The organism is Ruegeria sp. C8, assembly GCF_056537565.1.
In genome coordinates, this window is the sequence record NZ_JBQFRV010000006.1 from 1 (window position 1) to 26,035 (window position 26,035).

General features: G+C 53.7%; 25 protein-coding genes and 1 tRNA gene. 14 read left to right on the forward strand and 12 right to left on the reverse strand.

What is annotated here, in order from left to right:
• Positions 1-53: 53 nt before the first annotated feature.
• Both ACR0KL_RS09555 and ACR0KL_RS09560 read right to left on the reverse strand, forming a co-directional pair.
• Positions 54-335 (reverse strand): hypothetical protein, encoded by a 282-nt coding sequence (locus ACR0KL_RS09555; RefSeq protein ID WP_170680830.1) that lies wholly within the window; start codon positions 333-335, stop codon positions 54-56.
• 52 nt (positions 336-387) lie between these two features.
• Positions 388-522 carry a hypothetical protein gene (locus ACR0KL_RS09560; RefSeq protein WP_480555389.1) on the reverse strand — a complete coding sequence of 45 codons (135 nt, stop codon included), beginning with the start codon at positions 520-522 and terminating at the stop codon, positions 388-390.
• Positions 523-900: 378 nt separating this feature from the next.
• Between ACR0KL_RS09560 and ACR0KL_RS09565 the strand changes: the two genes are divergently transcribed.
• Positions 901-2,154 carry a tyrosine-type recombinase/integrase gene (locus tag ACR0KL_RS09565; protein WP_480776923.1) on the forward strand — a complete coding sequence of 418 codons (1,254 nt, stop codon included), beginning with the start codon at positions 901-903 and terminating at the stop codon, positions 2,152-2,154.
• Positions 2,155-2,291: 137 nt separating this feature from the next.
• Here ACR0KL_RS09565 and ACR0KL_RS09570 read toward each other — a convergent pair whose 3' ends face one another.
• Positions 2,292-3,308 (reverse strand): helix-turn-helix domain-containing protein, encoded by a 1,017-nt coding sequence (locus tag ACR0KL_RS09570; RefSeq protein WP_480776924.1) that lies wholly within the window; start codon positions 3,306-3,308, stop codon positions 2,292-2,294.
• Between the two features lie 96 nt (positions 3,309-3,404).
• Here ACR0KL_RS09570 and ACR0KL_RS09575 point away from each other — a divergent pair, with 96 nt between their 5' ends.
• The 4 genes from ACR0KL_RS09575 to ACR0KL_RS09590 all read left to right on the forward strand — a co-directional run bounded on the left by ACR0KL_RS09575 (position 3,405) and on the right by ACR0KL_RS09590 (position 8,658).
• Positions 3,405-4,916: a DUF1214 domain-containing protein gene (locus ACR0KL_RS09575; protein WP_480776925.1), complete on the forward strand. Its 1,512-nt coding sequence runs from the start codon at positions 3,405-3,407 to the stop codon at positions 4,914-4,916.
• Between the two features lie 34 nt (positions 4,917-4,950).
• Positions 4,951-6,444 (forward strand): DUF1254 domain-containing protein, encoded by a 1,494-nt coding sequence (locus ACR0KL_RS09580; protein ID WP_217360953.1) that lies wholly within the window; start codon positions 4,951-4,953, stop codon positions 6,442-6,444.
• A 561-nt stretch (positions 6,445-7,005) separates the two neighbouring features.
• A complete protein-coding gene (locus ACR0KL_RS09585; RefSeq protein WP_171231017.1) occupies positions 7,006-7,218 on the forward strand; it encodes a helix-turn-helix transcriptional regulator in 213 nt (70 codons plus the stop codon).
• An 81-nt stretch (positions 7,219-7,299) separates the two neighbouring features.
• Positions 7,300-8,658, forward strand: a complete 1,359-nt coding sequence (locus ACR0KL_RS09590; RefSeq protein WP_480776926.1) for an AAA family ATPase — start codon at positions 7,300-7,302, stop codon at positions 8,656-8,658.
• A gap of 924 nt (positions 8,659-9,582) precedes the next feature.
• Here ACR0KL_RS09590 and ACR0KL_RS09595 read toward each other — a convergent pair.
• From ACR0KL_RS09595 to ACR0KL_RS09630, 8 genes are all read right to left on the reverse strand, one after another.
• Positions 9,583-10,038 (reverse strand): very short patch repair endonuclease, encoded by a 456-nt coding sequence (locus ACR0KL_RS09595; protein WP_480776927.1) that lies wholly within the window; start codon positions 10,036-10,038, stop codon positions 9,583-9,585.
• On the reverse strand, positions 10,031-11,257 hold the full coding sequence (gene dcm, locus ACR0KL_RS09600; protein WP_480776928.1) for a DNA (cytosine-5-)-methyltransferase: 1,227 nt from the start codon (positions 11,255-11,257) through the stop codon (positions 10,031-10,033). The genes ACR0KL_RS09595 and dcm overlap by 8 nt, the downstream gene beginning before the upstream one ends.
• A gap of 466 nt (positions 11,258-11,723) precedes the next feature.
• On the reverse strand, positions 11,724-12,155 hold the full coding sequence (locus ACR0KL_RS09605) for an EcoRII N-terminal effector-binding domain-containing protein (protein WP_254444442.1): 432 nt from the start codon (positions 12,153-12,155) through the stop codon (positions 11,724-11,726).
• Complete coding sequence (locus ACR0KL_RS09610) at positions 12,155-13,969, reverse strand: DEAD/DEAH box helicase (protein ID WP_480776929.1); 1,815 nt, start codon at positions 13,967-13,969, stop codon at positions 12,155-12,157. The genes ACR0KL_RS09605 and ACR0KL_RS09610 overlap by 1 nt, the downstream gene beginning before the upstream one ends.
• Positions 13,962-14,786, reverse strand: a complete 825-nt coding sequence (locus ACR0KL_RS09615) for an HNH endonuclease (RefSeq protein WP_480776930.1) — start codon at positions 14,784-14,786, stop codon at positions 13,962-13,964. The genes ACR0KL_RS09610 and ACR0KL_RS09615 overlap by 8 nt, the downstream gene beginning before the upstream one ends.
• Complete coding sequence (locus ACR0KL_RS09620; protein WP_171231010.1) at positions 14,786-16,417, reverse strand: ATP-binding protein; 1,632 nt, start codon at positions 16,415-16,417, stop codon at positions 14,786-14,788. The genes ACR0KL_RS09615 and ACR0KL_RS09620 overlap by 1 nt, the downstream gene beginning before the upstream one ends.
• A gap of 52 nt (positions 16,418-16,469) precedes the next feature.
• Complete coding sequence (locus tag ACR0KL_RS09625; RefSeq protein ID WP_480776931.1) at positions 16,470-18,584, reverse strand: AIPR family protein; 2,115 nt, start codon at positions 18,582-18,584, stop codon at positions 16,470-16,472.
• Between the two features lie 701 nt (positions 18,585-19,285).
• Positions 19,286-19,360 (reverse strand) — tRNA-Thr (locus ACR0KL_RS09630).
• 83 nt (positions 19,361-19,443) lie between these two features.
• On the opposite strand from ACR0KL_RS09630, the gene ACR0KL_RS09635 reads away from it, so the two are divergent.
• From ACR0KL_RS09635 to ACR0KL_RS09675, 9 genes are all read left to right on the forward strand, one after another.
• Complete coding sequence (locus ACR0KL_RS09635; RefSeq protein WP_170680828.1) at positions 19,444-19,599, forward strand: hypothetical protein; 156 nt, start codon at positions 19,444-19,446, stop codon at positions 19,597-19,599.
• A 6-nt stretch (positions 19,600-19,605) separates the two neighbouring features.
• Entirely contained in the window at positions 19,606-20,874 is a 1,269-nt protein-coding gene (gene murA, locus ACR0KL_RS09640) for a UDP-N-acetylglucosamine 1-carboxyvinyltransferase (protein WP_170680826.1), read from the forward strand.
• Positions 20,871-21,347, forward strand: coding sequence for a DUF2948 family protein (locus tag ACR0KL_RS09645; protein ID WP_170680824.1), 477 nt, complete (start codon positions 20,871-20,873; stop codon positions 21,345-21,347). The genes murA and ACR0KL_RS09645 overlap by 4 nt, the downstream gene beginning before the upstream one ends.
• 61 nt (positions 21,348-21,408) lie before the next feature.
• Complete coding sequence (locus ACR0KL_RS09650) at positions 21,409-21,864, forward strand: GNAT family N-acetyltransferase (protein WP_480555387.1); 456 nt, start codon at positions 21,409-21,411, stop codon at positions 21,862-21,864.
• 53 nt (positions 21,865-21,917) lie between these two features.
• Positions 21,918-23,219, forward strand: a complete 1,302-nt coding sequence (gene hisD, locus ACR0KL_RS09655) for a histidinol dehydrogenase (protein ID WP_480776932.1) — start codon at positions 21,918-21,920, stop codon at positions 23,217-23,219.
• A gap of 99 nt (positions 23,220-23,318) precedes the next feature.
• Positions 23,319-23,798 (forward strand): UPF0262 family protein, encoded by a 480-nt coding sequence (locus tag ACR0KL_RS09660; protein WP_170680820.1) that lies wholly within the window; start codon positions 23,319-23,321, stop codon positions 23,796-23,798.
• Positions 23,799-23,801: 3 nt separating this feature from the next.
• Positions 23,802-24,254, forward strand: coding sequence for an arsenate-mycothiol transferase ArsC (locus ACR0KL_RS09665; protein ID WP_170462968.1), 453 nt, complete (start codon positions 23,802-23,804; stop codon positions 24,252-24,254).
• Between the two features lie 3 nt (positions 24,255-24,257).
• Positions 24,258-24,656, forward strand: coding sequence for a ketosteroid isomerase-related protein (locus ACR0KL_RS09670; protein WP_170680818.1), 399 nt, complete (start codon positions 24,258-24,260; stop codon positions 24,654-24,656).
• The gene (locus tag ACR0KL_RS09675; protein WP_170680816.1) at positions 24,649-25,242 is read left to right on the forward strand and encodes a GNAT family N-acetyltransferase; all 594 of its coding nucleotides are present in this window, start codon (positions 24,649-24,651) and stop codon (positions 25,240-25,242) included. Before ACR0KL_RS09670 ends, ACR0KL_RS09675 begins: the two co-directional genes overlap by 8 nt.
• A gap of 26 nt (positions 25,243-25,268) precedes the next feature.
• Here the strand turns inward: ACR0KL_RS09675 and ACR0KL_RS09680 are convergent, their stop codons facing one another.
• Positions 25,269-25,778, reverse strand: coding sequence for a hypothetical protein (locus ACR0KL_RS09680; protein ID WP_480555385.1), 510 nt, complete (start codon positions 25,776-25,778; stop codon positions 25,269-25,271).
• Positions 25,779-26,035 lie beyond the last annotated feature (257 nt).

Consider the following 26,035-nt stretch of genomic DNA (forward strand, 5'->3'; position numbering starts at 1 on the left):
CCGTCAGCCAGAAAAGATCAGACATGGTCACCGCTCGATTTTCGAACCGTGAATCACGCAGCAAAGCGGAAATCAATGGGTCCTGACCCTAGGGTTTTGCTGGTATCGCCATTTTCATTTTCTCTTTCCTGTGCCTTCGGCTCAACGTATTCAGGGTATTTGTCAGTCTGGCCGATGTCTGAGTAATCGCCAAACGCCTTTGCCTCATTGACCGCTGACGCTTCGTTCATTGCAGTTGACAAGTGGCCCAGTAATTTCATGCGCGAAGCTGAAGTGATGCTCAGGTGGCGCTTGCCGAGAGCCGCATCAACAAGCCCTCCGAACCTCGCCAGCAAGTGCCAGTGCCTGTTTGTGGCTCAACTCAATTGGCCCTCTCCTCAAGCTGTCTCAGTGGGCTTCAACTGCGGCCAATGCTGCTGGGAACCGCTTCCGCGCTTCCGTCAGTTCTTTCGTCCTCAGATACGCTTTGGCATGAGTGTTGATCTTGGCTCGCGTTGTGGTGTCACCGATGGGGATAGTCAAGAACGTCTCCTGTGCTTTTTTTGCGACGTCTGCAGGAGCCGCAACCCACAGGTAATAGGTCCCGTTATCTCGTAAGACAGGGTTCGGCACTATCTTCACTCGCTTCAATGTACCACCTCCATGTATCAGACACGGCGGCGTCACACCCTAAAATACAAGGGGAGCCATAAAACAAGAGTGATTAGATGGTGCTGCTGGAGAGAATTGAACTCTCGACCTCTCCCTTACCAAGGGAGTGCTCTGATATGCGCTGGGTCGCGTAGAGTAGTTAGAATAAATTGAATTCTTTATCATTTTATTGCGTTAGGTTATGTTATGTTGCGATAAGTGAGCGTAACGGTGGTCGCCATGTGGTCGCCAAAAAAAGGAAAACGGTTTATGACCCAAACTGCTCTAAAGATCGTTCCGGTCAGCCCCAAACCCAGCGCCCAGCGCGAGGCCCTAACCGAATCTAAGGTCCGCGCAGCAAAACCAGGCGCCCAACGACACGAAATCAATGACACGGATGTTCCCGGCCTCGCGGTGCGCATCGGGACCGACACTAAGGTCTACATCCTCCGCTCACGCCTCGGGACCGGTCGTCAAGCCAAGCGCGTCCAGATCAAGATCGGTGACACCCGCGCAATCACTCTCAAACAGGCGCGCAACCTCGCACGCGCCAATATCCTCGATCTGCGCAACGGTATCGATCCGCGCGTCCCTCAGATCGGCGCGATCCGAACCGCCCAGCTTTTAGACCTTTACGAACAGGACCTGATCGCGCGCCAGATCGTCCGTACGAACGACATGATGCAATCGCTGCGCGCGAACCTAAACCCGCACCGCTCGCGTCCAATCGGTGATCTGACACGCCTCGACCTGACCGCGATCATTGACGGTATCCAGAAATCCGGTCGTCCCGGCGCTGCCGACTACTTCCGCAAGAACGCCACTGGATTTCTGAACTTCGCAGCAGACAAGGGACATATCCCTGTCTCGCCCCTCGCAGGCTACCGTAGACCGCGCCAGACACGCGCGCAGCGCCTCTCGGGCAGCCAATGGACCATGAATACCCCAGACCAGATTAAGCGGTTCCTGAAGGCTGTCAGCTCCTCTCATGATCCGATATTCCAAGCATTTCTGCGCTTCACACTTCTGACCGGCCAACGCCGCAACGAAGTCGCTCACATGCGTTGGACGGAGCTCGACGCCAATCTCTCGATCTGGACAGTCCCCGCAGACCGTACCAAGAGCGGGACTGAGCACACAGTCCCGCTCGGTCTTCTGTCCCGCGCGTTGCTGGAAAATCTCGCGGAGGTTGCTTGCGCGATCATCGGTGAAACCGACGACTTGATCTTCTCGAGTCATCGCAAACCCGGATCGCCAATGTCCGGCTGGTCAAAGCGGATCATTCCGGTCCGTAAAGCATTCGGCGACGACCGCCTGTCTATCCACGGCCTGCGCCGCACATACCGTACCGGCTTGAGCGAACTTGGGATCGACTTTGACACTGCCGAAAGAATGATCGGCCACAAGCGCCCTGGGCTAGCTGGAACCTATGACAAATCCACCATTATCGACCGGCGTTTCGAAGCCCAATTTCGATGGGAGGATACGCTGTCTGAACTCGGCGAGTTCTGGTTAGTTCCCTAGGGTAAGGATCCACAAAAAGGCTTAACGTCAACGTCGGCTTCTTATTAGAAGCGGACGTTGGCTGAAAACGGGGCAAAGACCGCAATGCGGGACGAATCGGACATTGGAAGAATGCTCTCGCGACCCACAAGTTAACTCTAGTCGGAGTTCATCTTGCGATAGTCAGAGGGCGTCAGTCCCGTCACCTTCCTAAATGCGCGGCTGAAATTATTTGCGGTTTCATATCCTAGCATGGAGGAGATACTGGAGACTGTCTCGCGCGTATCTGCGAGGAGTTCCTCAGCCCTTGCTACCCTGACATCGTTGACGATTTCGCGAAAACGAACCCCTTCGCTTGCTAACTTCCGTTGTAGTGTGCGAACGCCAAGATCGAGCGAACGCGCGGTGGCATCAATCGACATTTCCTCCCGGTGAAGTTGTTGCCAAACCACTTCCTCGACTTGTCCTCTAAGTGTTTGAGGTGGGCCGCCCAATCGTTCGCGAGAAATATCTCCGACAGTTGTCGAGCCGCTGCTAAGTTTTTTGGGCGTGGCTTCGGCTCGCAAAGCCGATGCTTCAAACTCAACCCCAAGCCGGGTGGCGTTCCAGATTACAGGACAAGCGTAGGTGTCTTCTGCCTCGACAAATCCAGGAACTTTCGGGAAGTCCAAGAGCACGGCCGATGGCTTCCAGTCGTTTCCTAAATACGCGCGGAATATGCTCAGAAAAACCCCAACGGCCGAGAAACCGATGTCCGGATACGCGAAATGCGAGCGAAGTCCAAAACGATAACAGTAGCGCGCGCTTGTGCCCGAAGTTTCAAGCCACGCGCGATCCGTGGACGAATGAAATGGCATGACGGCAGAAGCTCGTATTAGCGCTGCCCCCAGCGTTGGAGCAGAAAGAACGTAACTACCCCAGGCGCCGTAGTCCGCGACGGTGAGATACGGTGACCACAACAATCCGATGTTTTGTTGTCCCGTGGATCGTGCGGCTTCGTGCACAAAGGTCGCCAAGACATGCTCCGAGATGTAACCGCCTCTTTCCTCAATGAAGTGAACAGGAAGATCGGCCGAGTCAAAAGCACGTAACAGGCGTCTTTCCCCAGCGGCCTCAAGCACAAACTGGGGCATCGCGCCCAAGGCCTTGGCCGAAATCATCGGTGGTAGGTTCAATCCGTCAACCCGCTTTTTCGCCCGCGTGTCGTGAAATGATACGCATCGGCTGGTCGGATGTGCAAGCTTTCCACAAACAGCAGGGAGCATTGCGCCATGAAGATACTTGGGCCATCACACAGCGGTTTGTCGACGCATCTTTTTGGCGTGGCGCTTTTTGTAGGTATTTCTTCCTCGCCAGTTCTTTCCCAGTCTTTCAACGACACGGGTGACATCCTTGCACGATCAGCCGAAGTCGAGAACATCGAGTACAAGATCATGGTGCAGCGCGCCACTCAGACTGCTATCTGGGGAATGCCCGCCGCTGGTATGATCGATTTTCTGAAGGGCATTCGCCGCGACCTCGGTGGCGACTACAACGACATCATTTATCTCAACAAGCCGTTCGACTCCAAACATGGGTTTCTTACGGCCAACGACGTTACGGCCTATGCTTGGGCTTCAATGACCTCCGAACCCGGTCCCCTTGTCATTGAAGTGCCTGCTGCCACCGACAAGGTGAACTACTTCGGTACAATCGTGAATGCTTGGGATGTTCCTATTGTGGACGTTGGTCCCGATGGTTTCGATGAAGGTGCCGGCGGCAAGTACCTCATGCTCCCCCCAGGCTACGAAGGGGATATGTCCCTGGAGGAATTAACTGAGGCGGGATACCTTCCCTTTGAAACAGATACCTACGAATATGGGTTTTCGTTCCGGCCAAAACTGACGAATGGCGGAACGGACGCCGATGCGGCCGAGTACGCTCAGACGATCAAAGTGTACTACCTGTCTGAGGCCGACAATCCGCCACCCAACAACTATCTCGAAGCGTCAGAAGTGCCGTACGACTCGCTTCCATACTACAACGAGACATTCTTTCAGGACTTGAACGATTACGTTCAAAACAACCCCGTCAGACCACAAGACAAGGTCATGATAAACTTCCTGAAGGATCTCGGGATCGAAAAGGGAAAACCTTTCGAGCCATCGGAATTTCAGATGCAAGCTATGAATGAGGGTTTGTTGTTGGCGTATGCCTCAATGCAGAACTACTTTGTAACGCCCGGCAAAGCCATGATCCCGCTCTGGGTCGACGATAGCGGCGAGATGAAGAGCCAGTGGTTGATATGGGACTTTGCCGAAGGTCAACCCGAGGCAGGATTCCCGTATGAGACTGAGACAGAGGTACTTGTGGATGCGCGTGCGGGCGGCAGCTACTTCTGGATCACGTACCTGCCGAAACAACTCGGTGGCGGTACATTTTATCTGACGGGCCTTCGCGACAGCGACGGTGAAATGTACGACCACAATCAGAACTACAGACTGAACGTCCCAGCGGACACACCTGCCGACGATTTCTGGTCCGTGATAGTTTATTCGATGGAGACCAAGAGCTTCATCCGGAACGTTGATCCAGTGGGTCTTTCCGAGCGCGACACAGACTCTATGCAAGCCAATGAAGACGGTTCTTACGACATCTTTTTTGGACCAGAGGCACCGGAAGGCATGGAAAGCAACTGGATACCAACCACAGAACCGTACTTCCTTTTGTTCCGTCTATATGGGCCGCAGGACGGATGGTTGGAGAGTGGCTGGATGCTGGGCGATTTAGAAAAAGTAAACTGATCAAAACAGACAAAAATTCCCGATGGAGCGAACAATGAAAACAAAGTCGTTAGCCGTGCTGACTACCCTGGTACTCGCATCGCAATCTCCAGCCCAAGAGTACAAGGCTGAAGTGCCGGATAGCATAATCGTACCGGATCAGGTGGAGACACGATTTGGAACGTTGGAGTATTTTGACGGCTTGCCGACGCCGGATACAGCTAAGCTGTCGTATAACGCACTGAACTTCATGCGTGGCATGCAGGTGTTCATGGATGGAATGCCTGCAGCCTCAACATATGCAATGTGTCACGGGCTCGAAGAGGGCGCCGGCGTTGATCCGATGAAGATCGGGATCTTTGAAGACCTGTATAACGCGCGTTCGCTTCTTCTCACGCCGAACACCACGACAATCTACATTCTCAATTGTACGGACCTGTCCGAAGGGCCAGTGGTCTACGACGTACCGCCGGGCATGCTGGGGTTCGTGAACGATGCCTATATGCGTTATGTCACTGATATCGGGAACGCTGGGCCTGACGCTGGTGAGGGCGGGAAGTTCTTGATCGTTCCGCCCGACTATGAAGGCGAGTTGCCGGACGAAGGTTACTATATTGTCGAGCCGCCAAGCTATCGGAACTGGTTTCTGTTGCGTGCGTTTTATGGGGAAGACGGCGTAGAAGCCGCAGTGGATCGTGTGAAGGAAACGCTTCGTGTTTACCGGTGGGAAGACCGCGACGCTCCGCCCGATCAGGAATTCGTGAACCTGACTGATCGTCAGTTCAACACGATCCACGCCAACGACTTTTCCTTCTTTGAAGAGATGAAGGCCGTTGTCGACAGCGAAGCGGAAGGAGCCCTTCCCGATGAGTTGATGGGAGCAATGTTCTCGCTGGGTATCCGGAAAGGTGAACCATTTGAACCCGATGACGAATTGAGGCTGCTGCTCACAGAGGCAGTCGCATTGGGTACGGCGGCGGCTAAGTCGTTGAACTTTGCTCCTCGTTCGCGTGCGCCCTTCTATTATGACGAAGGGTATTGGAAGACAGCGTTCGTGGGTGGCAATCATGAGTTCCAGGCGGGGGACGTGAAGATCCTCGATGCGCGAACCCTGTTCCACTACTACGCGACTGGCATTACGCCTGCCATGGTTGCACAAAAGGTTGGTGTCGGGTCGCAATATGCGCTGGCAAACCGGGACAGTGACGGGAACTACTTCGACGGGAGCAAAACCTATTCCGTCACCATCCCGCCAAATCCGCCCGCGCAGGATTACTGGTCTTTCGTCGTCTACGACACCCAGACCCGTTCTCTGCTCGAAACTGATCAGAAACTCGCAGGGGTCGACAGCAACCAACCGACCTTGGAAGCGAATGAAGACGGAAGTTACACTGTCTGGTTGGCGCCTGAAGCGCCTGAAGGCAAAGAAGGCAACTGGATACAGACGATGCCGGGCAAATCGTGGTCGACCGTATTGCGTTTGTATGGCCCCCTCGAGCCTTGGTTTGACGGATCGTGGCGACCGGGCGAGATCGAACTTATGAAGTGATAGACTGTCAATTTGGCGCCGAAACAGTTCGCTATCGAGAAAGAGATGTCGTGCCATGTGAGTGCGTATCCCGAATAACGCGACAACAACATGGGGAGGGCGGCAACTACCTCGTAGTGCCGCCCTTCTGTTTGTCTGCTATGGGCTCACTGCCGTCATCTAAAGATTTTCGTCGGACGACGGGTTCGCCGTTCTGAGCGGCCATTGGTTTATCCGACTCCATCGGTGACGCCATCATGTTTCAAGGGCGGTAGGAGGATCGTCCATGTCGCACTTGTTCTGGCTCGATCTACAGCGTCTGAAACGCATCCAACACATGTTCCCTAACCTGCGCGGCGCGACCATCGAACCTACGCCTAGTGTATTCAGATGAGTAGTGGTCGGGCGGCCTCGATTTCAGCGCCACTGATTGCAGTCTTCCGCGCATTGACAACCGGATATGAAGCGTTAACGTCAGGTTTAGATAGCTTGTAGAGGTCGTTCGGCATCCTCATCCATCCCCAACACGAGGGGAGGAGCGGTATGCCGAAATTGTCTGCTTCCTCCCGGGAGAAGACAGTCATGACCATACAACCTGACCATCTCTATGCTGATCACGACGTAGCCGCATTTTGTGGAGTGTCGGTGCATTCTGTTCGTCGTTGGCGGGCAAACCGCACCGGTCCGCAGTTCGTACGCATTGGTCAGCGCAAGATCCGATACCGCGGCACCGACATAATGCGTTGGGTAAACGGGCTGCCAGCCGGCAATGCCATTTCGGAAGATGGCGTTTGAACCAATCGGAATTCTCAAAGAATGGTAAAGACTTTGAAATACGGTGAAGGCCAAAAAAACTGGCCTGAGCGGAGTTAGCGAATGGAGCAGAAGAGTTATCCGCGAGAGCAGTGGAGCAAACCCACACAAATAATAAAAGCGCTATATGGAGGGCGCGACCTGCCTGACGGTTGGACGCGTGAAGAGGGACAATACGAGGGGCACTCCACCATCACCCTGACCAACGAAGAAGGGCAGGAGTTTACTTTCATCAATGAACCTCTGGGCGGGTTGAGTGCTTTGCCGGACTATCAGGAAAAAATGGAAGAGCGATTGTCCAGACGCAAGCTGAAATCGGTAGACGCGTTCGGTAAGCCGTTGCAAATCCCGGACTTGGACGCGCTTTTATTGGCAGGGAGCGTCCCAGAAGAGTTTGTGATTCCCGGTTGGGTGCCGCGTGGGTGCTTGACGTTGTTGTACGGAGCCGGAGGAACCGGCAAGACGGCCCTTATGCTAACTACCGCCGCACGTCTCGCTATCGGTCGCTCGGTTTTCAATGAACTACCGCAGCTGCCATTTAAGGTGTTGTTCTTTTCTTCTGAGGATGGTCGGAAACAAACAGGGCGTAGGCTGCGATCGATCATCTCAAGGTTGGGGATAGACGGTGAAGAATACGAAACGCTTAAAGAAAACCTGCGCCTGCCGGATGTGGAACGGGTCAATATGAGTATGGTTAGGGAAACCAATGACAAAAGTGCCAGATCGACTGTTGTCCCATCTGCATTTTATCACGTTCTATTGAACGTGATAAAACAGGAAGCTCCTGACATCGTCATCCTTGATCCTTTGAGCGATCTGTTCGAGCTGAACGAGAATGACCGCATGCAGGTCAGCAGCTTCATGCGTCTAATGCACAATCTGGCATTAGATCAAAACATAGCCATCATCTTGATCGGGCACCCTGGAAAGTCAGAGGACAGCGAGTATTCTGGTTCTACCGCATGGAACAACAAGGCACGTTACCGAATTTGGGCAAGGCTCGACCGAGACACACATACGGTGGAATTGCGACAGAAAAAACATCAGTACTCACAACAAGCCAAAGCGCTGTTCGCTAAATGGGAAGATGGCGCCATTGATGTCATGCTACCCGAAGACACTCACATGCATATCGAAACGCGTCGGGCGGAACTCGCAAACAAAGTTTATGATATACTTGAAGGGCAGGAGAGGCTGGGTAAACACCCCACGACACAAACTCGCGCCGAAAGTGGCCTAATTTCGATAGTTATGCAGAGGCTCGACGGTCGAAAAAAGGTGGACGTGGTTGCGGGCATCGATCAGCTGCTGGAAGCAGGACGCATAGCGATTGTGAGAGGTGATGGGAAGGACGGAAGGCCGCGCGTGAAGTCAGGTGGGACCACCCTCGATTTTTACGCCACAAGAAAGTCAATGACCTAACACGGGCACGCACACACACAAAAACCCTATAGGGTTTTGTGTGTGCGTTTCTGTGTGTGTTCGATATTGAGTTAATCAACACTGGATTTAGTTTAGTATCTAAAATTTCCGCTTAAAATTAACGAAAAACAGATAGGTTCATGCCGATCTGCTTTCAATCAAATGTGTTTTTTCGTGTCTCTTGAAGTTGAGAGCGCGCTAATAGGAATTTAGGAACCAAGTTCTTTTGATTTCTCTTGGTCATTCTCGAGACATTCCATCCTATGATCTGGGACATAAGAAGGCGCCGGTGTCACCACAATTGCGCCACCTGACGATTGTGATGGGCACATCTGCGCTTCTTTCATCCCCGCAAGCCCCCCTAACTAGCTTTCAACCTCTCATCCAAGAGGCCAACTTGCCTCTGAGCGTCGATCCAATCACGTGTTTGCAATCGGCCTTCCATGCGCGCCCAAAGCGAAAGCAAGAATCTCTCATGATCAGCGTGTGAAATTCGCGTTGCCCAATTACGAGCGAATTCACGCTCGACATCCCTTGGTACATGTCCCGTTTCCGCGCGCGCAAAGCGCCGTTGCATCTTAATCATCCGGTTGCGCTCGTTGTTTGGACCTTTGGCAGGCTCTGGTGTCTGGCGCGCTCGAGGGTTTCGTCCCCCGGCTCCATGCATCCGGCACACGTTCCATCCGGGTCGCCGGCATCGCTTGCAGCGGTTACCACTACGTTTGGACTTGGCGGTACATTGCAATTCGGGGTACTTCGTTGGAGAAAACCTAACGCTGTGCATTTCACAATCCTTAGCTTCCGCGGTGCAATAAGACTGACCCGTGGCAAACTGTTTGGACCTCGGTCGGCAACTTGGTAGCCGCGCTTCAGAAAGGCCTAGCAGCGCGTTAACCTTCAAGAGAATGTCGCCAATTTCTTATTTTAAGGCAGCCCCTTAAGTTCCAAATCGCCACTCGGTTCGTTAAGCCAATCGGATACTATGTTTAGCACATCTTCAACGCTTCGTCGTTTGCGCCCTTTAAGTGCACACTCCCAAACGACTCCTACGCGCCAGCCTGTTTCCCTTAGCATCAGTGTGTTGGTCTTATGCCGAGCGACGTTAGTTTCGATCTTCTGACGCCAGAATTCCACCCGGGTCTGCGGCCACTTAAAGAGATTGCAGCCGTGGCCATGCCAGAAACAACCATTCACGAAAAGCGTCGCACGGTATTTTGGGAAAACCAGGTCAGGGCGCCCAGGCAGGTTCCGATTATGTAGGCGGAAGCGGAAACCCCGGGCGTGCAATCCGCGACGGATAAACATTTCTGGCTTCGTGTCGGCGCCACGTATTGCAGCCATGTTACGGCTTCGGGCGGCGTTGTCGTGTACATCAACCAAATCTGAGTAAGGACTCCGTTTCGATTTCTATCAATGACAGAATATGCGGTCGCATAATACGTGCAACCTCAGCGAATACCGGAACTGCAACAGAATTTCCGAACTGTTTGTATGCTTGAGTATCTGAGACTGGGATTCGAAAGTCTTCATCGTAGCCCATGAGGCGAGCACACTCACGAGGGGTCAACCGACGTGGGTTCCGGGCCTTGCCCCGGTTCACAAGGATCTCTGAACCATCCTTGTAATAACGCGCTGACAATGTTCGTGCGATGCTATCCCGTTCAACAAGCCCATAGCCGAACCCGTTACCTCTCGCCCGGTGCTTGGCGGCATAGTCTTGCAGGTAACGCCACAATTTATCAGAAAGGGTGTACTTCTCGCTGACGGCCGCGTTTTCTCCTAGTGTGTAGTGCGCTTCAGGGTCTTCAAGCCCATTCTCTGGGTGCAGTATATCTCTCATTAACCGATGCCCACGCTCGGGGAGATGTATCTCGTCAAAGTCGAACGGCACTTCTTCCCGAAACCCAACGATCACTATCCGCTCGCGGTGTTGCGGAACAAAGTGGGCCGCATCTATGATCCGTGTATGGATTGAGTATCCGAGTTCGTCCTTAAGTTTCCGCTTAATGACTTCAAACGTTCGACCTTTGTCATGGCTTTTTAGGTTTTTGACATTTTCCAAAAGGAATGCCGCGGGGCGATGATGCTTTAAAATGCGCAAGACATCGAAGAAGAGGGTGCCTTGGGTTTCGTCATCAAATCCATGTAGGCGACCAAGCGCGTTCTTTTTTGAAACACCTGCGATCGAAAATGGTTGGCACGGGAATCCTGCAACAAGCACATCGTGCGCTGGGATCGTACTTGCGTCAATGTCGCGAATATCACCAGCTATCGACCGGTTGTCAGGGAAGTTCGCCATATAGGTCTGCTGCGCGAAACGGTCCCATTCGGATGTAAACACACAACGTCCGCCAGCTCCTTCCATAGCTTTCCGAAGCCCGCCGATTCCGGCAAAGAGATCGACAAACGAAAAACTGGCTTCGCTGTCGACCGGACGGCGCTGTTCGATTTCAATATTAAGCAATCGGATTATGCTATCCCTTGGCTTCTCATCACCGCGGATCCATCTGTAGATATGACCTTCAGAGTAACCGAGGTGTTTCGCTGCTTCGGGGGCAGAATATCCCGCCTTCCGAAGAAGGATTTCGAAATCCGTCATAACTGCTCCACCCTGGGTATTTTTCTGACACTATGGCTGTAAGTTGCCCGCTCAACAAGAACAATCTGAGCACATATAGTGATTTGCTGTGTGCGCTTACCTTATCTAGCGGAAGGTCCAGGATTGCATGAAAGCTCAATGATGACGAAAATACTAAACCTGTACGCGGGTCTTATGCCTTCAGCAGTTTAGCATCGAATTGCTCAGCGCCAAAGTTGATAGGGCCAAAGCCATCAGCATAAGGCGGTTGGAAAACAACATTGCTTGCCGGTCTGAGCAGTGTTGGGGGGTGGTACCAAATCCAAATCAAAAAGAAAGACAATTTTTCACCGGGGACAACGATGAATACTTTGCCTATGCGAGGATACACCTTTGCTGCCAAGTAGGCGGGAAACTGCTAGCCTGTCCACCTTCGGTCCGCCTAGCAAATCAGTTTTGGTTTTAGTTTCGCAAAATGAGTAATTTTTTAGTGCACTCTTCGCCAGTTGGTCAGTCTAATTCTTACAGCACCCTCATCATTCGTGGCTGCAGCGCGTTCTTTCTTGAGCAACCTAATTGAGAACTGATCAGATTCTTCTTCACGGGATATCTCAAACTCATCCCCGGCACTGGCCCCAACATCTTTGAACCACTTCATCATATGTGTGACGCGGTACTCGTTTCTTGTGCCTTTTTCGTCGTGCAGCTTGTTATTGTAGTAAATGTAGCGAAATTTCAGCTCGTTACCGGCGTCGTCAATACATAATATCCACGCATCCGGATTTTTAACTTCAGGTGGTAAAGGTGGCAACATATCTAGTAATTCCAATTCCTTCTTTGGGATATGCACACCAGCTTGGTGCCCCCCAGTCGCGCCGACGTCATTGGCGGTAAGTGTCTTTCGGAACGTCTTTTTCATCATTGTTTCCTTGGCATGATTTCAAGCGCTTTGTTCAGATCTCCGGCATCGCGCGTTGACACTGGGACTGTTTCATTAGCCAGATCTTGCTTCCAAGCTGAACGTTCGATCATGACCTCTTCAACGGTTTCTTTGTAAAAAAGCCGATAGATCGAGACCGGTTCAGTTTGCCCTCTTCTGTGTGCACGCGCGCTTGCCTGCATTTCGAGTGCGGGGTTCCAGACAGGGGTAAAGTGAATGACCATAGTTGCAGCTGTAATATTCAATCCTGCGCCGGCCGCTTTTGGATTTAGAACCAAACAGGCAGGCCCATCAAACTCCGCAAATTGGTCCACAATCTGTTGGCGGTCTTCTTGCGCTGTCCCTCCATTGATTGCACCCCAAAACGCTGAAGGCAATTCGCTGCCAGCTGTCTTCAGGATCTCGCCGATCTTGTTGAAGAGCGAAAAGACTAGAACCTTTCGCCCATTTCGAAACGCCTCAGATAGCAAATCAAGCGCGCGCTCGACCTTTGGAGTCGTTATGGGCATGGAGTCTGAAGGGATCAGTGAAGCATTCTCCTCATCGCCGTCGTCTTCCTTTCTCAACCAAGGATGAGCGCAGAGCAACTGGAGTTGAAGAGTCGCTACAAGTGCCCCTGCCACTGGGTACTTCGCAAGAGTAGCCTGCCGCACTTCCCGGTAGTGATCTACTAGTCTGTCATCCAGCTCCAACGGGATGTCGATATCGAGGCGTTCTGGCAAATCTGCAGCAACTTCTGATACGCGCCTCTTAAGTATTATTGGGTCGGTCAGTTGGCCTAGCTGCTGCGCAGCTTCAAGGCTGTCGGGAAATTCGAACTCGAACTCGGTCTTTGTCCCGAGCAAACCGGGAACTGCGAAATCCGCAAGGGACCAAAGGTCCATTAGTGAGTTTTCAACTGGAGTGCCGGTCATTGGTATAGAACAGCGACGCGGAACTGCGGCAAGTGCCTTCCGCCTATTAGAGCTTGGGTTCTTTATAGCCTGCGCTTCATCGCAAATCACCCAAGACCACTCCATCGAGGTAAATACGGCTACATCATTCACCAGAGTGTCATAGGTCGTAATGACGACCTGGGCGGATTGAAGACCCGAGACGATGCCGGTGCGGTGCGCCCCTCTGTGGACCATGTAGCTAAGTGTTGGTGCGAAACGCTCGATTTCCCGAACCCAATTGGCAATCAAACTGGTCGGGCAAACAATTAGGGCAGGAGAAGAAGTCTGCGGAGGCGAAATCAAAAGAAGTGCAATTATTTGTAGAGTTTTCCCAAGCCCCATCTCGTCTGCTAGAATGAGGCCATTCGTGCGAGTAATGGTGTCATTCATCCATTGCACACCTCGAGCTTGATACGGAAAGAGCTTGGCTTCAAGCCCAGCGATTGAAATTGCCCCATTGTTTTGTTTCGCAGCTTCGTTGCCTGTCTGGAGAACATTTCTCGCAGCATTAACCGAGAAAAGGGAATCCTCGGCCCGAATTAGCTGAATTGCTTTAGCGAAACTCAGATTTGTCGGATCCGCGTCGGCAAGAATGTCGGCAAAAAGCGTTGCTGCGTCGCGAGGCAGTGGGCGAACGACGGCACCGTCTACGACCCAGCAGTGCTCGTTTGAGGGAGCAACAAGCTCGTATCTCTGACCCTTACTCTTGCGCGTGCCTCCAAGGCAAGCAATTAGTCTATTGGCTTTGCGACTTAGTAAAATAGTGGGCTCTATGAGTCTTTCAGACACAACGTGGTCTGCTGGCAAAGAATCCTTCAGTTCCTCGAAACTACGTGGCAAGTCAGAATAATTAACCATTTTGTGTCACTAAGAAATTTCGAATTTCTTCAATTGACCATGGGATTGGGCGTCTGGAGTGGACAGCTCGATGACATGATGGACAGAGTGGAACAAGATCTGTTTTTGGATCGTAAGGCTTGGGTTCATTCAGTAAAGAAAGAGGTTCCAAGTGATGCACTTCAATTATGTCACCCGCACTACCATAGATGCTCCGAGGATCTTTCCCGCAAGCTGTGCAATCATATCCGTGCATTCTTACACAAAGCAGCCTGCTTCTTGGGTTTCGTTCGCGACGTGTAACCACTGATTGTTTGATCGCCCCTTCAAGAAGAGCAATATCGTTTTCATCGGGTTCTTCGATGACGTCATAACCGATCAGTTCCGCCATTGCCGCCATCAAAGGGATTATGATCTCACGGCAAGTCTTGACAACCGCAGCGTCAGAATTGGGCGCATTTAAGTCTCTGACAGTAGCTTCAACAAGGAAACTACCATCGGCGACGCACCAGTTCCGGCGTTCCTGACCGGCGATCTCGAGACTGCAACTACCGTCAATAGAGTCCACCAAGGCTCTAGCCAGGTGGATGTCCTCTGCACTTGCTCTTTGAATCTGGTTGATTAATCCCCCAGCGAATGACCCAAACCTGAGGGTAACTTTGTGCCCCTTCAATCCGTACGGTTTCAGAGACGCAATTGGGCCTCCGTTTTTTCCAAGTTCCGCAAACCAAACTTTCATCGCTGAGCGAATGCCAGAAGTGTCCGGTTCAAGGTCGAATACAGCACCTGTACCTTTTTCGAGCTCGTCAATGATCAGGCGTTTTTTCTCAATGATCATTAGGAATTGGCGTCGTCGGTGAGTTCATTCGGCTCGGGATCCGGCATGCTACGCAGAAGCTTTTTTAGATTATTTGAGATCTCAGTCCGAATATCCTCAAAAACTGGCTCCAATTCATCATTGGTATTGTTCTGCTCCGCAACGGCAAACGCCCAAAGTAATAGATCCATTCCCTCAACTGCAAACCCATTGGCGGCTGCTCGATGATAAATCTTTTGATAGAAATCGTGGTGTTTGTTGAGCAAGACAGAAGGCACATGACCATCTTCGCTTGAACTCCGAAGCGCCGGCTGCCACAGCTCTCCGCTGTTGATTGTCTCGACAGCCTCTACATGGACCGTTTGCGGGCTGACGTTGTTCTCAATTGGTGACTTAATTCGTATCCGTTGCCCCATGTTGTTTGAGACAATTGCAGACTGCGAGCTAACATCCACAGAGCTTACTAAAGGCTTTGCTGCATTGGGCGTGCCAGCGATGTTGTTGTTCGCGCTACTGTGATCGACTTGTCTGGCCGTGTTTGCGTGAGCACGGCTTGTTCGCCTGTATCTGTTTCCAGCCTCCCGATAGATGGGTTGTAAAAGCTCCTTCAACCCGTCCTCGAGGTCTCTATGAAATAGTATCCGAGACTTCTTGACGTCTATTCTGAACGCGTCATCCAATCGGTGCCCGAAATCAAACTCAATTCTAAGGAGCGATGTATGAGGTTCGGGTGAACCAAATACATCCATCCAACCACCATCTTGGATCAAGCGACCTTCACGGAATACATAAAAGCCCTGCGCCCTATTGCTTATTCTTGCATAGTCTCGCGCTTCGTCTTTTGTCATGTCGCTACGATGTGGAAGAATCCAAGCTTTGATATTTGCGATTTCTTCAGTGCCGTCTGGCAATTCAATGATGAGTTTCTGTTTGGCTTCAGTTAAAACTTGGTCGGAACGTTGTGGGTAGAATGGATTCCATGGCACCACGGGGCTTGTGTTCACGAAAATATCAATGTCACGTTCGCGTTGATCGGTCTTCTCTAGAAAACGATGATAAACTAGCGATAGGTGCTTACTTAGAGTGTCGGCTAGTCTTTTTATCGCAGCCTGCTCACGGGCGCCGCCGGCTTCGTACTCTTTAGAAAGTATCCGGTCGCATTTTTCCCATACAACGAGTGTTCCTGTCTCGCCGCACAGTTCTTCGAACATTTCGTCTTCATCCGGAGTTACGGGTTCCCGCAGCATTTCCCATCTGTCTAGTTGAGCCACGTGGTCGAGATCCCAAGCCAACTTCGCAAGAGGCTGATCAACGCTCGCCCGAGAAACAAGGGTGAACTTTCGGCAAACTGAACTCGAAGCGGTTTTGAGCCCGAGACCGAATTTACCAAGGCTTTCTGGGTTATCTCTTACCGGCGCTCCATACCGCATCGCCCGATGAACTCCGGCCGCATCCATGCCTTCACCATTGTCGCCGAAGTATACGAGTTTCCGACCATCTTGATGGAGCACGATTTCAACATTAATCTTGTCAGCCTTTGCGGCAACTGAGTTGTCGATAATATCGGCGGCTGCGGTTCGGACGTTGTATCCAGTATCCCGGAGTCCGAATATCAAGCGGGTTGCATCCGGTTCGTTTATCAGATCGTTCATTGTCTTACCTTGATAGTTCAACCTGTTTCATGGCGGTTTTTTTGAGCCGTGGCTAGTGTACTCTGCTCATGGCACTAATCTTGATTTTGGGCGCCTCATCTCTATCCAGGTAGCCCTCGGAACGGGCTCTACCCAGCACTTCAACAGCTATTAAGGATTGCTTTTCGCTCGGAATTCGGTTTGGTACCGCGCCGCACGTGGTTAGGATTCCGGCTTCTTTCTCGGAGAGGATTTTCTTTGAAGCTGACCATTGTTTAAGTCTTTTCCAGAAATCACCACCGTATTCTACTACTTTTGCTTGGGCTTCGATTCCAGTAACGAGGGCTACTTCCCTGATTTCATCGCGGCGTTCTACCTCGGCTTCGCTTGGCTCAATTAAGAAAGACTTAAGGTCCACTTGGTAATCAACGTCGAGGCGCTTCAGAGTAGCCCAGCAAGCCTGCTTTTTTGCCCATTCAGTAACGTTGTTGATGCCCGCCTCTGGATTTGTGATCACAGTTGCAGCCTTTTCCGCAGCTCTCAGAAAAATCACAGCAATTTCGTCTGGGAGGCCCTGTTTGCGCCAAATTGCATCGAAATCGATCTCAAGATCGGTGTCTGCGACATCAGCCATAACTTTGGCAATCGCATAGGTTACAATGTTCGCGCGAAAACCACCGGGGTACCAATCCTGTTTTGGAACAGCTTTCTCCAAGTGGCGAAAAACAATGAGTTTGGCTATCAACCGCCGGAACCAGGTTCTATCGAATTGCCGCTCGCCTCTTATCCATGCGGCGCCGATTTCCTGCGCAAAAGCTCCAAAGTTTTTTTGAGCACCCTTGCTGACCATGTCCGGGTGCATTCTGAAACTCATTTCCACCTTAGCCAAGTCAGTTTTGACGAAGTACTGGGCTTTCGGGTACTCCATATCGAAGTGACGCCGCGCAGCTTGAGATCTCTTGGATCGTTCAACAAGGTACTGACCGCGCGCGCGCTCGTAGAACCACTTGGTTTCTCGGTTGGTGCCTTCGGCAGCTGGGGCCAAAACACGTCGCGAAAACTCTTCCATACGCATGTGAAAGGGATGGTTCGAAAAGAAGTCAGCCGCACTCACCTTATTCTGGCTGTTAGCGTACTTGGAAATATTTGGAACAAGTTCTTCAGAGGTTTGCTCTGGAACGACGGTAAGCTTCATCTGCACAAATACGTCTTTTAGAGTCTCAGGGGACGTCTTCCGTGCTGCGTGCAGCGACGCTGTCGTCTGACCGCCATTCACAATTTGAAGGTTTACTGCTGACGCGATTTGGAGTCCTTCTGGCGTATTTTTAAGTTCAACGCTATCCGCGGTCGCGCTAAGGCCGTTGTTGTAACTGAAGAACATACTAGGCTCGTTTTTTATGGTATCCCTGATACCGCGGTTTACCGCGCCACGAGCTTGGAGAAAGCTGCGCACATTCGACTCAAGTAATCGGGCACCCCATTTTTCATAGATCTCTGCGAGCTGCTCGCCGCCGACAACAGTCAAGTAGCTTTGAAGAGACTCCTCGTTCGAGGACGCCGCCAGTGCGGGTATTGGAGTTCCGAATTCCTCGGCGAAGTTTACAGTAAGTTTCTCTCGAAGCTGCCCCGATGTCTCATAGCGGTGGAAACGAGTAAGGTCCCAAATATTATATGTTACTGGCACATCCGCGATTTTTCCCGCCAGAACCGCATCTGTGTAAGCACTATAAATGTCGTTTGTTAAAACAATTAGTTTAACCTTGGTAGTCGAGCTCCAAGCGTCGGCAATTATGCTCGCCGCCCCAGCTTCAAGGCTTCCTTCTTCTAGTTCATTTGAAAGTTTACCCGTAAGAGCAGCGGTGATAAAATTAACTAGGTGAGAGAAGCGTCTCTTTGCTTCGGCAGCGTTGATTTTTTGAGGTGATGCATCCGAGTGATAGTCGCTTACGACAACGCTAAGAACGCTTTCGGCTTCTCTCGGGTCCCCACCAATTCCATCTATTCGAAGCGTCTTACCAGCGCGGGTACCTTGGAAGCCAACACGATCCAGAGTGACCAATTCCCCTTCAGCTTCAAGCTGCGATCCCATGCGCTCGAGGAATGCTGCTTCGACGTCGATACCCAAATCGCTGGCTTCTGCGCTAATTTCAGCAGATAGATACTCGAAATACTCTTGAAGTTCTTGCATATCCCAATCCAAAACCACATCGTCCTACAACCAAAATTGTGGGACACACTTAACGTTTCTAACCGTCGTAAACGGAACCCGGACCCTTTCACCCGGTTGAGCCCAACCCAATCACAGGTTGTGTCGCTCTCACACAAATGTGAAGATTTGATGGTCAAATTTCAATGCATTGGCAGAAAGTAAAAAAAGAATGGCCGATAATAAAAACAATGCATTACCGAACAGAGCCGGCGGCACCACGGGGATGCTTACGAGTTTTGCTCCCAACCGCCCGTTCAAAAAAATACACACAGCGGCAGACTCTGTGGCTTTTGCTCATCTAAGGCCATCTGTGTGGGCCAATGAACATTTGTCTTCTTGTGAATAACTCTTCGCCCCCGAAACGAGGCTCGAAGGTCGGCGCGATCTTCTTGAGTGGGCTTACCCCAGAGTAGATGGCCTTTGAGGAAAAATACGGCTCGGCTGCCATTAGAACCTCGCTTGTTCGGGAACATCAAGCAAAGAGGGTAGCTAGGGGGCGGAGGTCAGTCCCTTACAAGCAGTCCAGTTAAGTTGCGATATCGGCGACGAGGCAAAGAGGCTTTTTCACTGGATGTGTCCTCCAACGCTACAACTTTACATCAAAGCTTGGTCCGTGGTCGCCATGTGGTCGCCAAGGCGACACGGCTAAAGCCAAAAGATAGCGTAACATTTTGAAAAGGTGGTGCTGCTGGAGAGAATTGAACTCTCGACCTCTCCCTTACCAAGGGAGTGCTCTACCTCTGAGCTACAGCAGCATCGTGGGCGGGTGATTAGACTCAAACGAAACGCGGCGCAAGGGTGTCTGGACGGTTTTTTTCGCCTCCTGTAGAGAAAGACCATGGCAGACAAAGATACACCTAAAAAACACGGCAATTCCGGTGATGCGCGGGAAGAGCGGCTGAAAGCAGCGCTCAAGGCCAACATGGCGCGGCGCAAGGCGCAGGCCAAGGCGCGGGCGGCCTCGGATGACAAAGCCGACAAGGACGAGGGATAAGAGCAGATGGATTCGATTCTGGTGACGGGCAACGGGCCGCTGAACGGTCAGATACCGATTGCGGGGGCTAAGAATGCGTGCCTGACGCTGATGCCCGCGACGCTTCTCAGCGAAGAACCGCTGACGCTGACCAATGCGCCACGCCTCAGCGACATCAAGACCATGACAGCGCTGCTGCAATCGCTGGGGGCTGAGGTCTCCGCGCTGCAGGACGGTCAGGTGATCGCGATGTCCAGCCATGATCTGACCAGCCAGACGGCGGATTATGACATCGTGCGCAAGATGCGGGCCTCAAATCTGGTGCTGGGGCCGTTGCTGGCGCGATTCGGGCAGGCGGTCGTGTCGCTGCCGGGTGGCTGTGCCATTGGCGCGCGGCCGATGGATTTGCATGTCGAAGGGCTGGAGGCCTTGGGCGCCGAGATCGAACTGAAAGACGGGTATCTGCACGCCAAGGCCCCGGGTGGGTTGAAAGGCGCGGTGCATGAGATGCGCTTTGCCTCGGTCGGGGCGACCGAGAACATCGTCATGGCTGCAACTTTGGCCAAAGGCACCACTGTTCTGAAGAACGCCGCGCGCGAGCCCGAGATTGTCGATCTGGTGGAGTGTTTGCGTAAGATGGGCGCTCAAATTTCGGGCGAAGGGACATCGACGATCGAAATTCAGGGCGTCGACCGCCTGCATGGTGCCACCCATCAGGTGGTGACAGACCGGATTGAGTTGGGCACCTATATGCTGGCCCCTGCGATCTGCGGTGGCGAGGTAGAACTGCTGGGCGGGCGCATGTCGCTGGTCGGCTCCTTCGTGGAAAAACTCGAAGCCGCAGGCGTCAGCGTTTCGGAAACCGAAAAAGGCCTGAAAGTTGCGCGCAAGAATGGTCGCGTGCGGGCCGTGGACGTGGTCACCGAGCCGTTCCCCGGCTTCCCCACTGACCTGCAGGCGCAGATGATGGCGCTGATGTGCACAGCCGAAGGAACCTCGGTTCTGGAAGAGCGCATTTTTGAGAACCGCTTCATGCACGCGCCCGAACTTGTCCGCATGGGCGCGAATATCGAGGTGCATGGCGGTACGGCGACTGTCACCGGTGTTGAAAACCTCAAAGGCGCGCCGGTGATGGCGACGGACCTGCGGGCCTCGGTCTCGCTGATCCTTGCAGGTCTGGCGGCAGAAGGGGAAACAACCGTCAGCCGGGTCTATCATCTGGACCGCGGATATGAGCATGTGGTGCGCAAGCTGGAAGGCGTGGGTGCCAAAATCGAACGGATCAAGGGCGAATGACAGACGCAAGTTTTGAAGACGGCCGCGAAGCGCCGCTGAATCTGGGTGCCGAAGACGGCGACGACCTACAGGTGATCTCATCGCTTGCACAGGATGCGGTGTTCCCGGTGACCGAGATGAAGTGGCAGCCTTCGCAGCGCCGTTTCGGGCTGTTGTTGAACCGCTTCCGGTGGGAGGACAAGGATGCCGCCACGCGCCGCGACCGCCCATTTGAGCGCGTGCAGTCGGTTCTGGTGTTCGACTCGGTGTTGTCGGTTGCCAGTCAGGGGATCGACCGCCGCGACACGGATATGGTGATGTCGCTGCTCTCGGTCGATTTCGAGGCCAGCGAGGACGGCGCAGGCCAGATCCTGCTGACCCTTGCGGGCGACGGCGCGATCCGCCTGACGGTCGAGGCAATTGAAGCCACCCTGAAAGACGTGACGCGCCCCTATCGGGCCCCTTCGGGCCAGGCACCGCATCATCCAGAATAAACGCGGCATATCGCAGGCCTTCTCCGGACCCGCCTCGGGTCTGGAGCTGCGCCGTGCGACCGTGTTTGATGTGTTTCAGATCAGCCAGGTGTTGATCCGCTCTATCACCCATCTCTGCGCGGCGGATCACCACAAAGACCCCGAACTTGTGGCGCTGTGGACCGCCAACAAAGACCCGCAGACCGTTCGCGGCTGGATACAAGGCGGCTCGGATATCTGGGTGGCTGAGCTAGACGGACAGATCGTGGCCGTCGGAGGGCTGCGCCACGGTTCGATGATCTCACTGCTTTATGTCGATCCCGGCCATGTGCGGCGTGGTATCGGGCGGGCCCTGCTGGCCCGGCTTGAACAGGAGCTGGCGGATCAAGGCTGCGCACAGGCCTATTTGGATGCCACTCACACAGCACGGGCCTTCTACCTCAGATATGGCTGGGTTTCGGCGGGTGATGAGGAAGAGTGGCATGGGATGACCCAATTCCCCCTGCGCAAATCGCTGCACCAGGCCGAGAAGGGTTGAGACCAACCCTTACGGGCGATATGTCCCCGTGAAACGCTCCGGAGTGCCAGATCATGCCCGTTTTTCTCGACACCACCTCGCCCGAGTTTGAGGCCGCCTTTCAAACGCTGCTATCGGCCAAGCGCGAAGACAGCCCGGATGTGGATGCAGTGGTGGCCGGGATCATCGACGATGTCCGAAGCCGTGGCGATGCGGCGGTGATCGAGCTGACCGCGAAATTCGACCGGCTGGAACTGACGCCCGAGACACTGGCCTTTTCGGCTGACGAAATTGCCGAAGCCGTCGCACAGGTGACCCCCGAAGCCCGCGCCGCGCTTGAACTGGCCGCAGAGCGCATCCGCGCCTATCACGAAAAGCAGATGCCGGAGGATCACCAATGGACCGATGAGACCAACGCGACATTGGGCTGGCGCTGGTCGGCTGTCTCGGCCGCGGGCCTTTACGTGCCGGGCGGATTGGCCTCCTACCCTTCATCAGTTCTGATGAACGCAATCCCGGCCAAGGTGGCAGGGGTCGAGCGGTTGGCTATCGTCGTACCCACCCCGGACGGGCAGGCAAACCCGCTGGTTCTGCTGGCCGCGCAGCTATCGGGGGTGGATGAAATTTATCGCGTCGGCGGCGCGCAGGCCGTTGCCGCGCTGGCCTATGGCACCGAAAGCATCGCTCCGGTCGACAAGATCACCGGCCCGGGCAACGCCTTTGTCGCTGCCGCCAAACGTCGGGTGTTCGGCAAGGTTGGCATTGACATGATCGCGGGTCCCTCGGAGATCCTCGTAATTGCCGACAAGGACAATGAGCCCGACTGGATCGCGCTGGATCTGCTCAGCCAGGCCGAACATGATGAAAGCGCGCAGTCTATCCTGATCACGGATGATGCCGGTTTCGGTCAAGCCGTGGCGCAGGCCGTCGAAAAACGACTTGAGACCCTACAGCGCCGCGCCATCGCCGGCGCCAGCTGGCGGGACTTTGGCGCGATCATCACCGTGCGCGATCTGGATGAGGCCGCCGCACTTTCGAACCGCATCGCGCCGGAACACTTGGAACTCTGCGTGGCCGACCCGGTCACTCTGAGCGAACAGACCATCCACGCAGGCGCGATTTTCCTTGGGCAATACACGCCGGAGGCCATCGGAGACTATGTCGGCGGTCCTAACCATGTGCTTCCCACCGCACGCTCCGCGCGGTTCTCATCCGGCCTCAGCGTGATGGATTTCCTCAAGCGTACAACGCTCAGCCAGATGACCCCCGAAGCCCTACGTGCAATCGGCCCTGCAGCCGAGACATTGGCGCAATCGGAAAGCCTCGAGGCACATGGTTTGTCCGTCACCGCACGTCTGAACCGGCTGAACGGCTGATAGGGCGCAAAGATCGCCAGCTTGTGGCGTATCTGTGCGTTGCCCATTGAAATCCATTGTTATAGGTCTGAGCAGACGTGAAGGATTGTGACCGTTAAAATGACCCATATCTCGCATATCGAACTGGATGACCGGAACCTGCCCCCGCCGACCCCCGAGATCGAGCAGGAGCGCAAGGTCGCCATTTATGATCTGCTTGAGGAGAACAGCTTTGACCTGCCTCAGCGGGAAGATCGTGCCATTCCCGACGGCCCCTATCACCTGCAGCTTTCGATCCGCGACAAACGACTGGTGTTTGATATCAGCACCGAAGACAGCCAGAAAGCGGCCGAATTCCACCTGTCCCTCGGGCCGTTCCGGCAGGTGGTGAAAGACTATTTCCAGATCTGCCAAAGCTATTTCGACGCGGTCAAATCTCTGCCGCCCAGCCAGATCGAAACCATCGACATGGCCCGGCGCGGCATTCACAACGAAGGCAGCCGGGTTTTGCAGGAACGGCTGGAAGGCAAGGCCGACGTAGACACCGATACCGCCCGACGCCTGTTCACGCTGATCTGCGTGCTACATTTCGGAGGCTAACGGGTGACGCCTCTGCCGCAGTCCATTCTGTTCTGTTGCGACCACAACTCGGTTCGGTCTCCGATGGCCGAAGGCATCATGAAAAAGTTCTACGGCACCGGCACCTATGTGCAATCCGCTGGCGTACGTAACGATCTGGACATCGACGGCTTCTGTATCGCCGTCTGTCAGGAAATGGGCGTTGAACTGTCCCGCCACCGCACCCGATCCTTTGACGAGATGCAGGAATGGGGCGACGACCTCAGCTCGTTCGATCTGATCGTCGCTTTGTCCCCGGCCAGTCAGCGCAAAGCGCTGGAGCTGACCCGGATTTTCCACCTCGATGTCGATTATTGGCCAATAATGGACCCTACCGGGATGGGCGAGACACGGGAATCAAAGCTACATCACTACCGACAGACCCGCGATCAGATCATCAAGCATCTGAAAGACCGCTGGGGCGAACCAACGGAGTGACCCATGAACCAGACCGTGAAGACCTATTTCGACGCCTTCAACGCCGGTGATGTCGATGGCATGCTGGCCTGTCTGTCCGATGACGTGGCCCACCATGTGAACGAAGGCAAGATCCGCGTCGGCAAAGAGAAATTCGCAGCTTTCTGCGCCCATATGAACCACTGCTACAAAGAGAACCTGACCGATATCGTTGTGTTCGATGCCGAAGGCGGCACCCGCGCCGCGGCAGAGTTCATAGTCAACGGCACCTATCTGGAAACCGACGAGGGCCTGCCCGAGGCGCATGGCCAGGGCTATCGCCTGCCCGCGGGCTCGTTCTTTGACCTAAAAGACGGCAAGATCACTCGCGTTACCACCTTCTACAACCTTGCGGACTGGACCAAACAGGTCTCGAATGGCTGAGGTTACATCCGTCCGGCCCCTGACCGGAGCGGCGCTCGAGGCCAGTCTGGACGACGTCGCGCGCCTGCGGATCGAGGTGTTTCGGGCCTGGCCTTACCTCTATGATGGCGATCTGGAATACGAGCGCAGCTATCTGCAATCCTATCGCGATAGCGACAAGGCCATCGTTGTCGGCACCTTCGACAATGACCGCCTGATCGGAGCCTCGACGGGCGCGCCTTTGACCGACCACGCCGACGATTTCGCCGCCGCGTTTCAAGATACGGGTCTGGACTTGTCACAGATCTTCTACTGTGCCGAATCCGTTCTTCTGTCCGACTACCGAGGCCAAGGCGTCGGCCACAAATTCTTCGACCAGCGCGAGGCCCACGCCCGCGCGCAGGGTTTCACCAAATGTGCCTTCTGCAGCGTCCAACGCCCGGAAGATCACCCCATGCGGCCTGCAACCTATCGCCCGCTTGATACGTTCTGGAAATCCCGCGGCTACGAACCATTGCCTGGCGCGATCGCTCAATTCTCGTGGAAAGATGTCGGGGACGAAGGCGAGACGCTCAAGCCATTGCAGTTTTGGATCCGGGATTTGTGAGCATCGACACAGAGATGGAATCCGGCCTACAACTGAAAGTGGATATGATCATCATGGCGCGCCGCGCGACACCCTTGGAACCTGATTTTCGGATGCGAAGCGCCCAAGCGATCCACAAGGTGGGGCTCGACAAAGACTTTCCCGACACGGTCATCTTCGACCAGAACCTCTAGCACGGATCGGTTGCGGTCTTCATCGATGCCGTAGTCGTGCCAGAGGGGTTGCAGCGCATCGAAATCCCATCTGAGTGTGGGCCACGTCTTTGAACACTCTTTTGGCCCCTGTTCGAACGCGAAATAGCCGATCGGTGAACGCGTCGCGCCTTTCAAATAGCCCGTTTCGCCCGCGTAGTAGAATGCAAGGTCTGCCTTTTCCCCGTCATCATGCGACAGATGAGGCAGCAGCGGAAATCCATCTAAGAAGGGAAAGTTGGCGTCAAGCACAACGGTAACTGTGCCCGGATGCCTTTTGTCCATTTCCTCCGCAGTGCTGGTCAGGACGTCATACATCTCTGGAGAGACGTAGTTTCTGTTCAACGCACAGTACATCCAACTTTGTACTTCTAAAGGACCCTCTTTCGAACAACTCAGCGCCACGCGCCCGAAATGCGGCGCGATCCAGATGCTTGCCAAAGAAAGAGCTGCGTAGGTGGCTAGAAATGCCAATAGATGCCGTTTGAAGAAACGTGAAATCACCCAAGCGATGCCGCCAATTTGTGTCAGAAGCGTTAAAACCAAAACGATGAGAATGTGAAATGCAATTCGAACCATGCGCGATGGTTGCCATTCTCTAA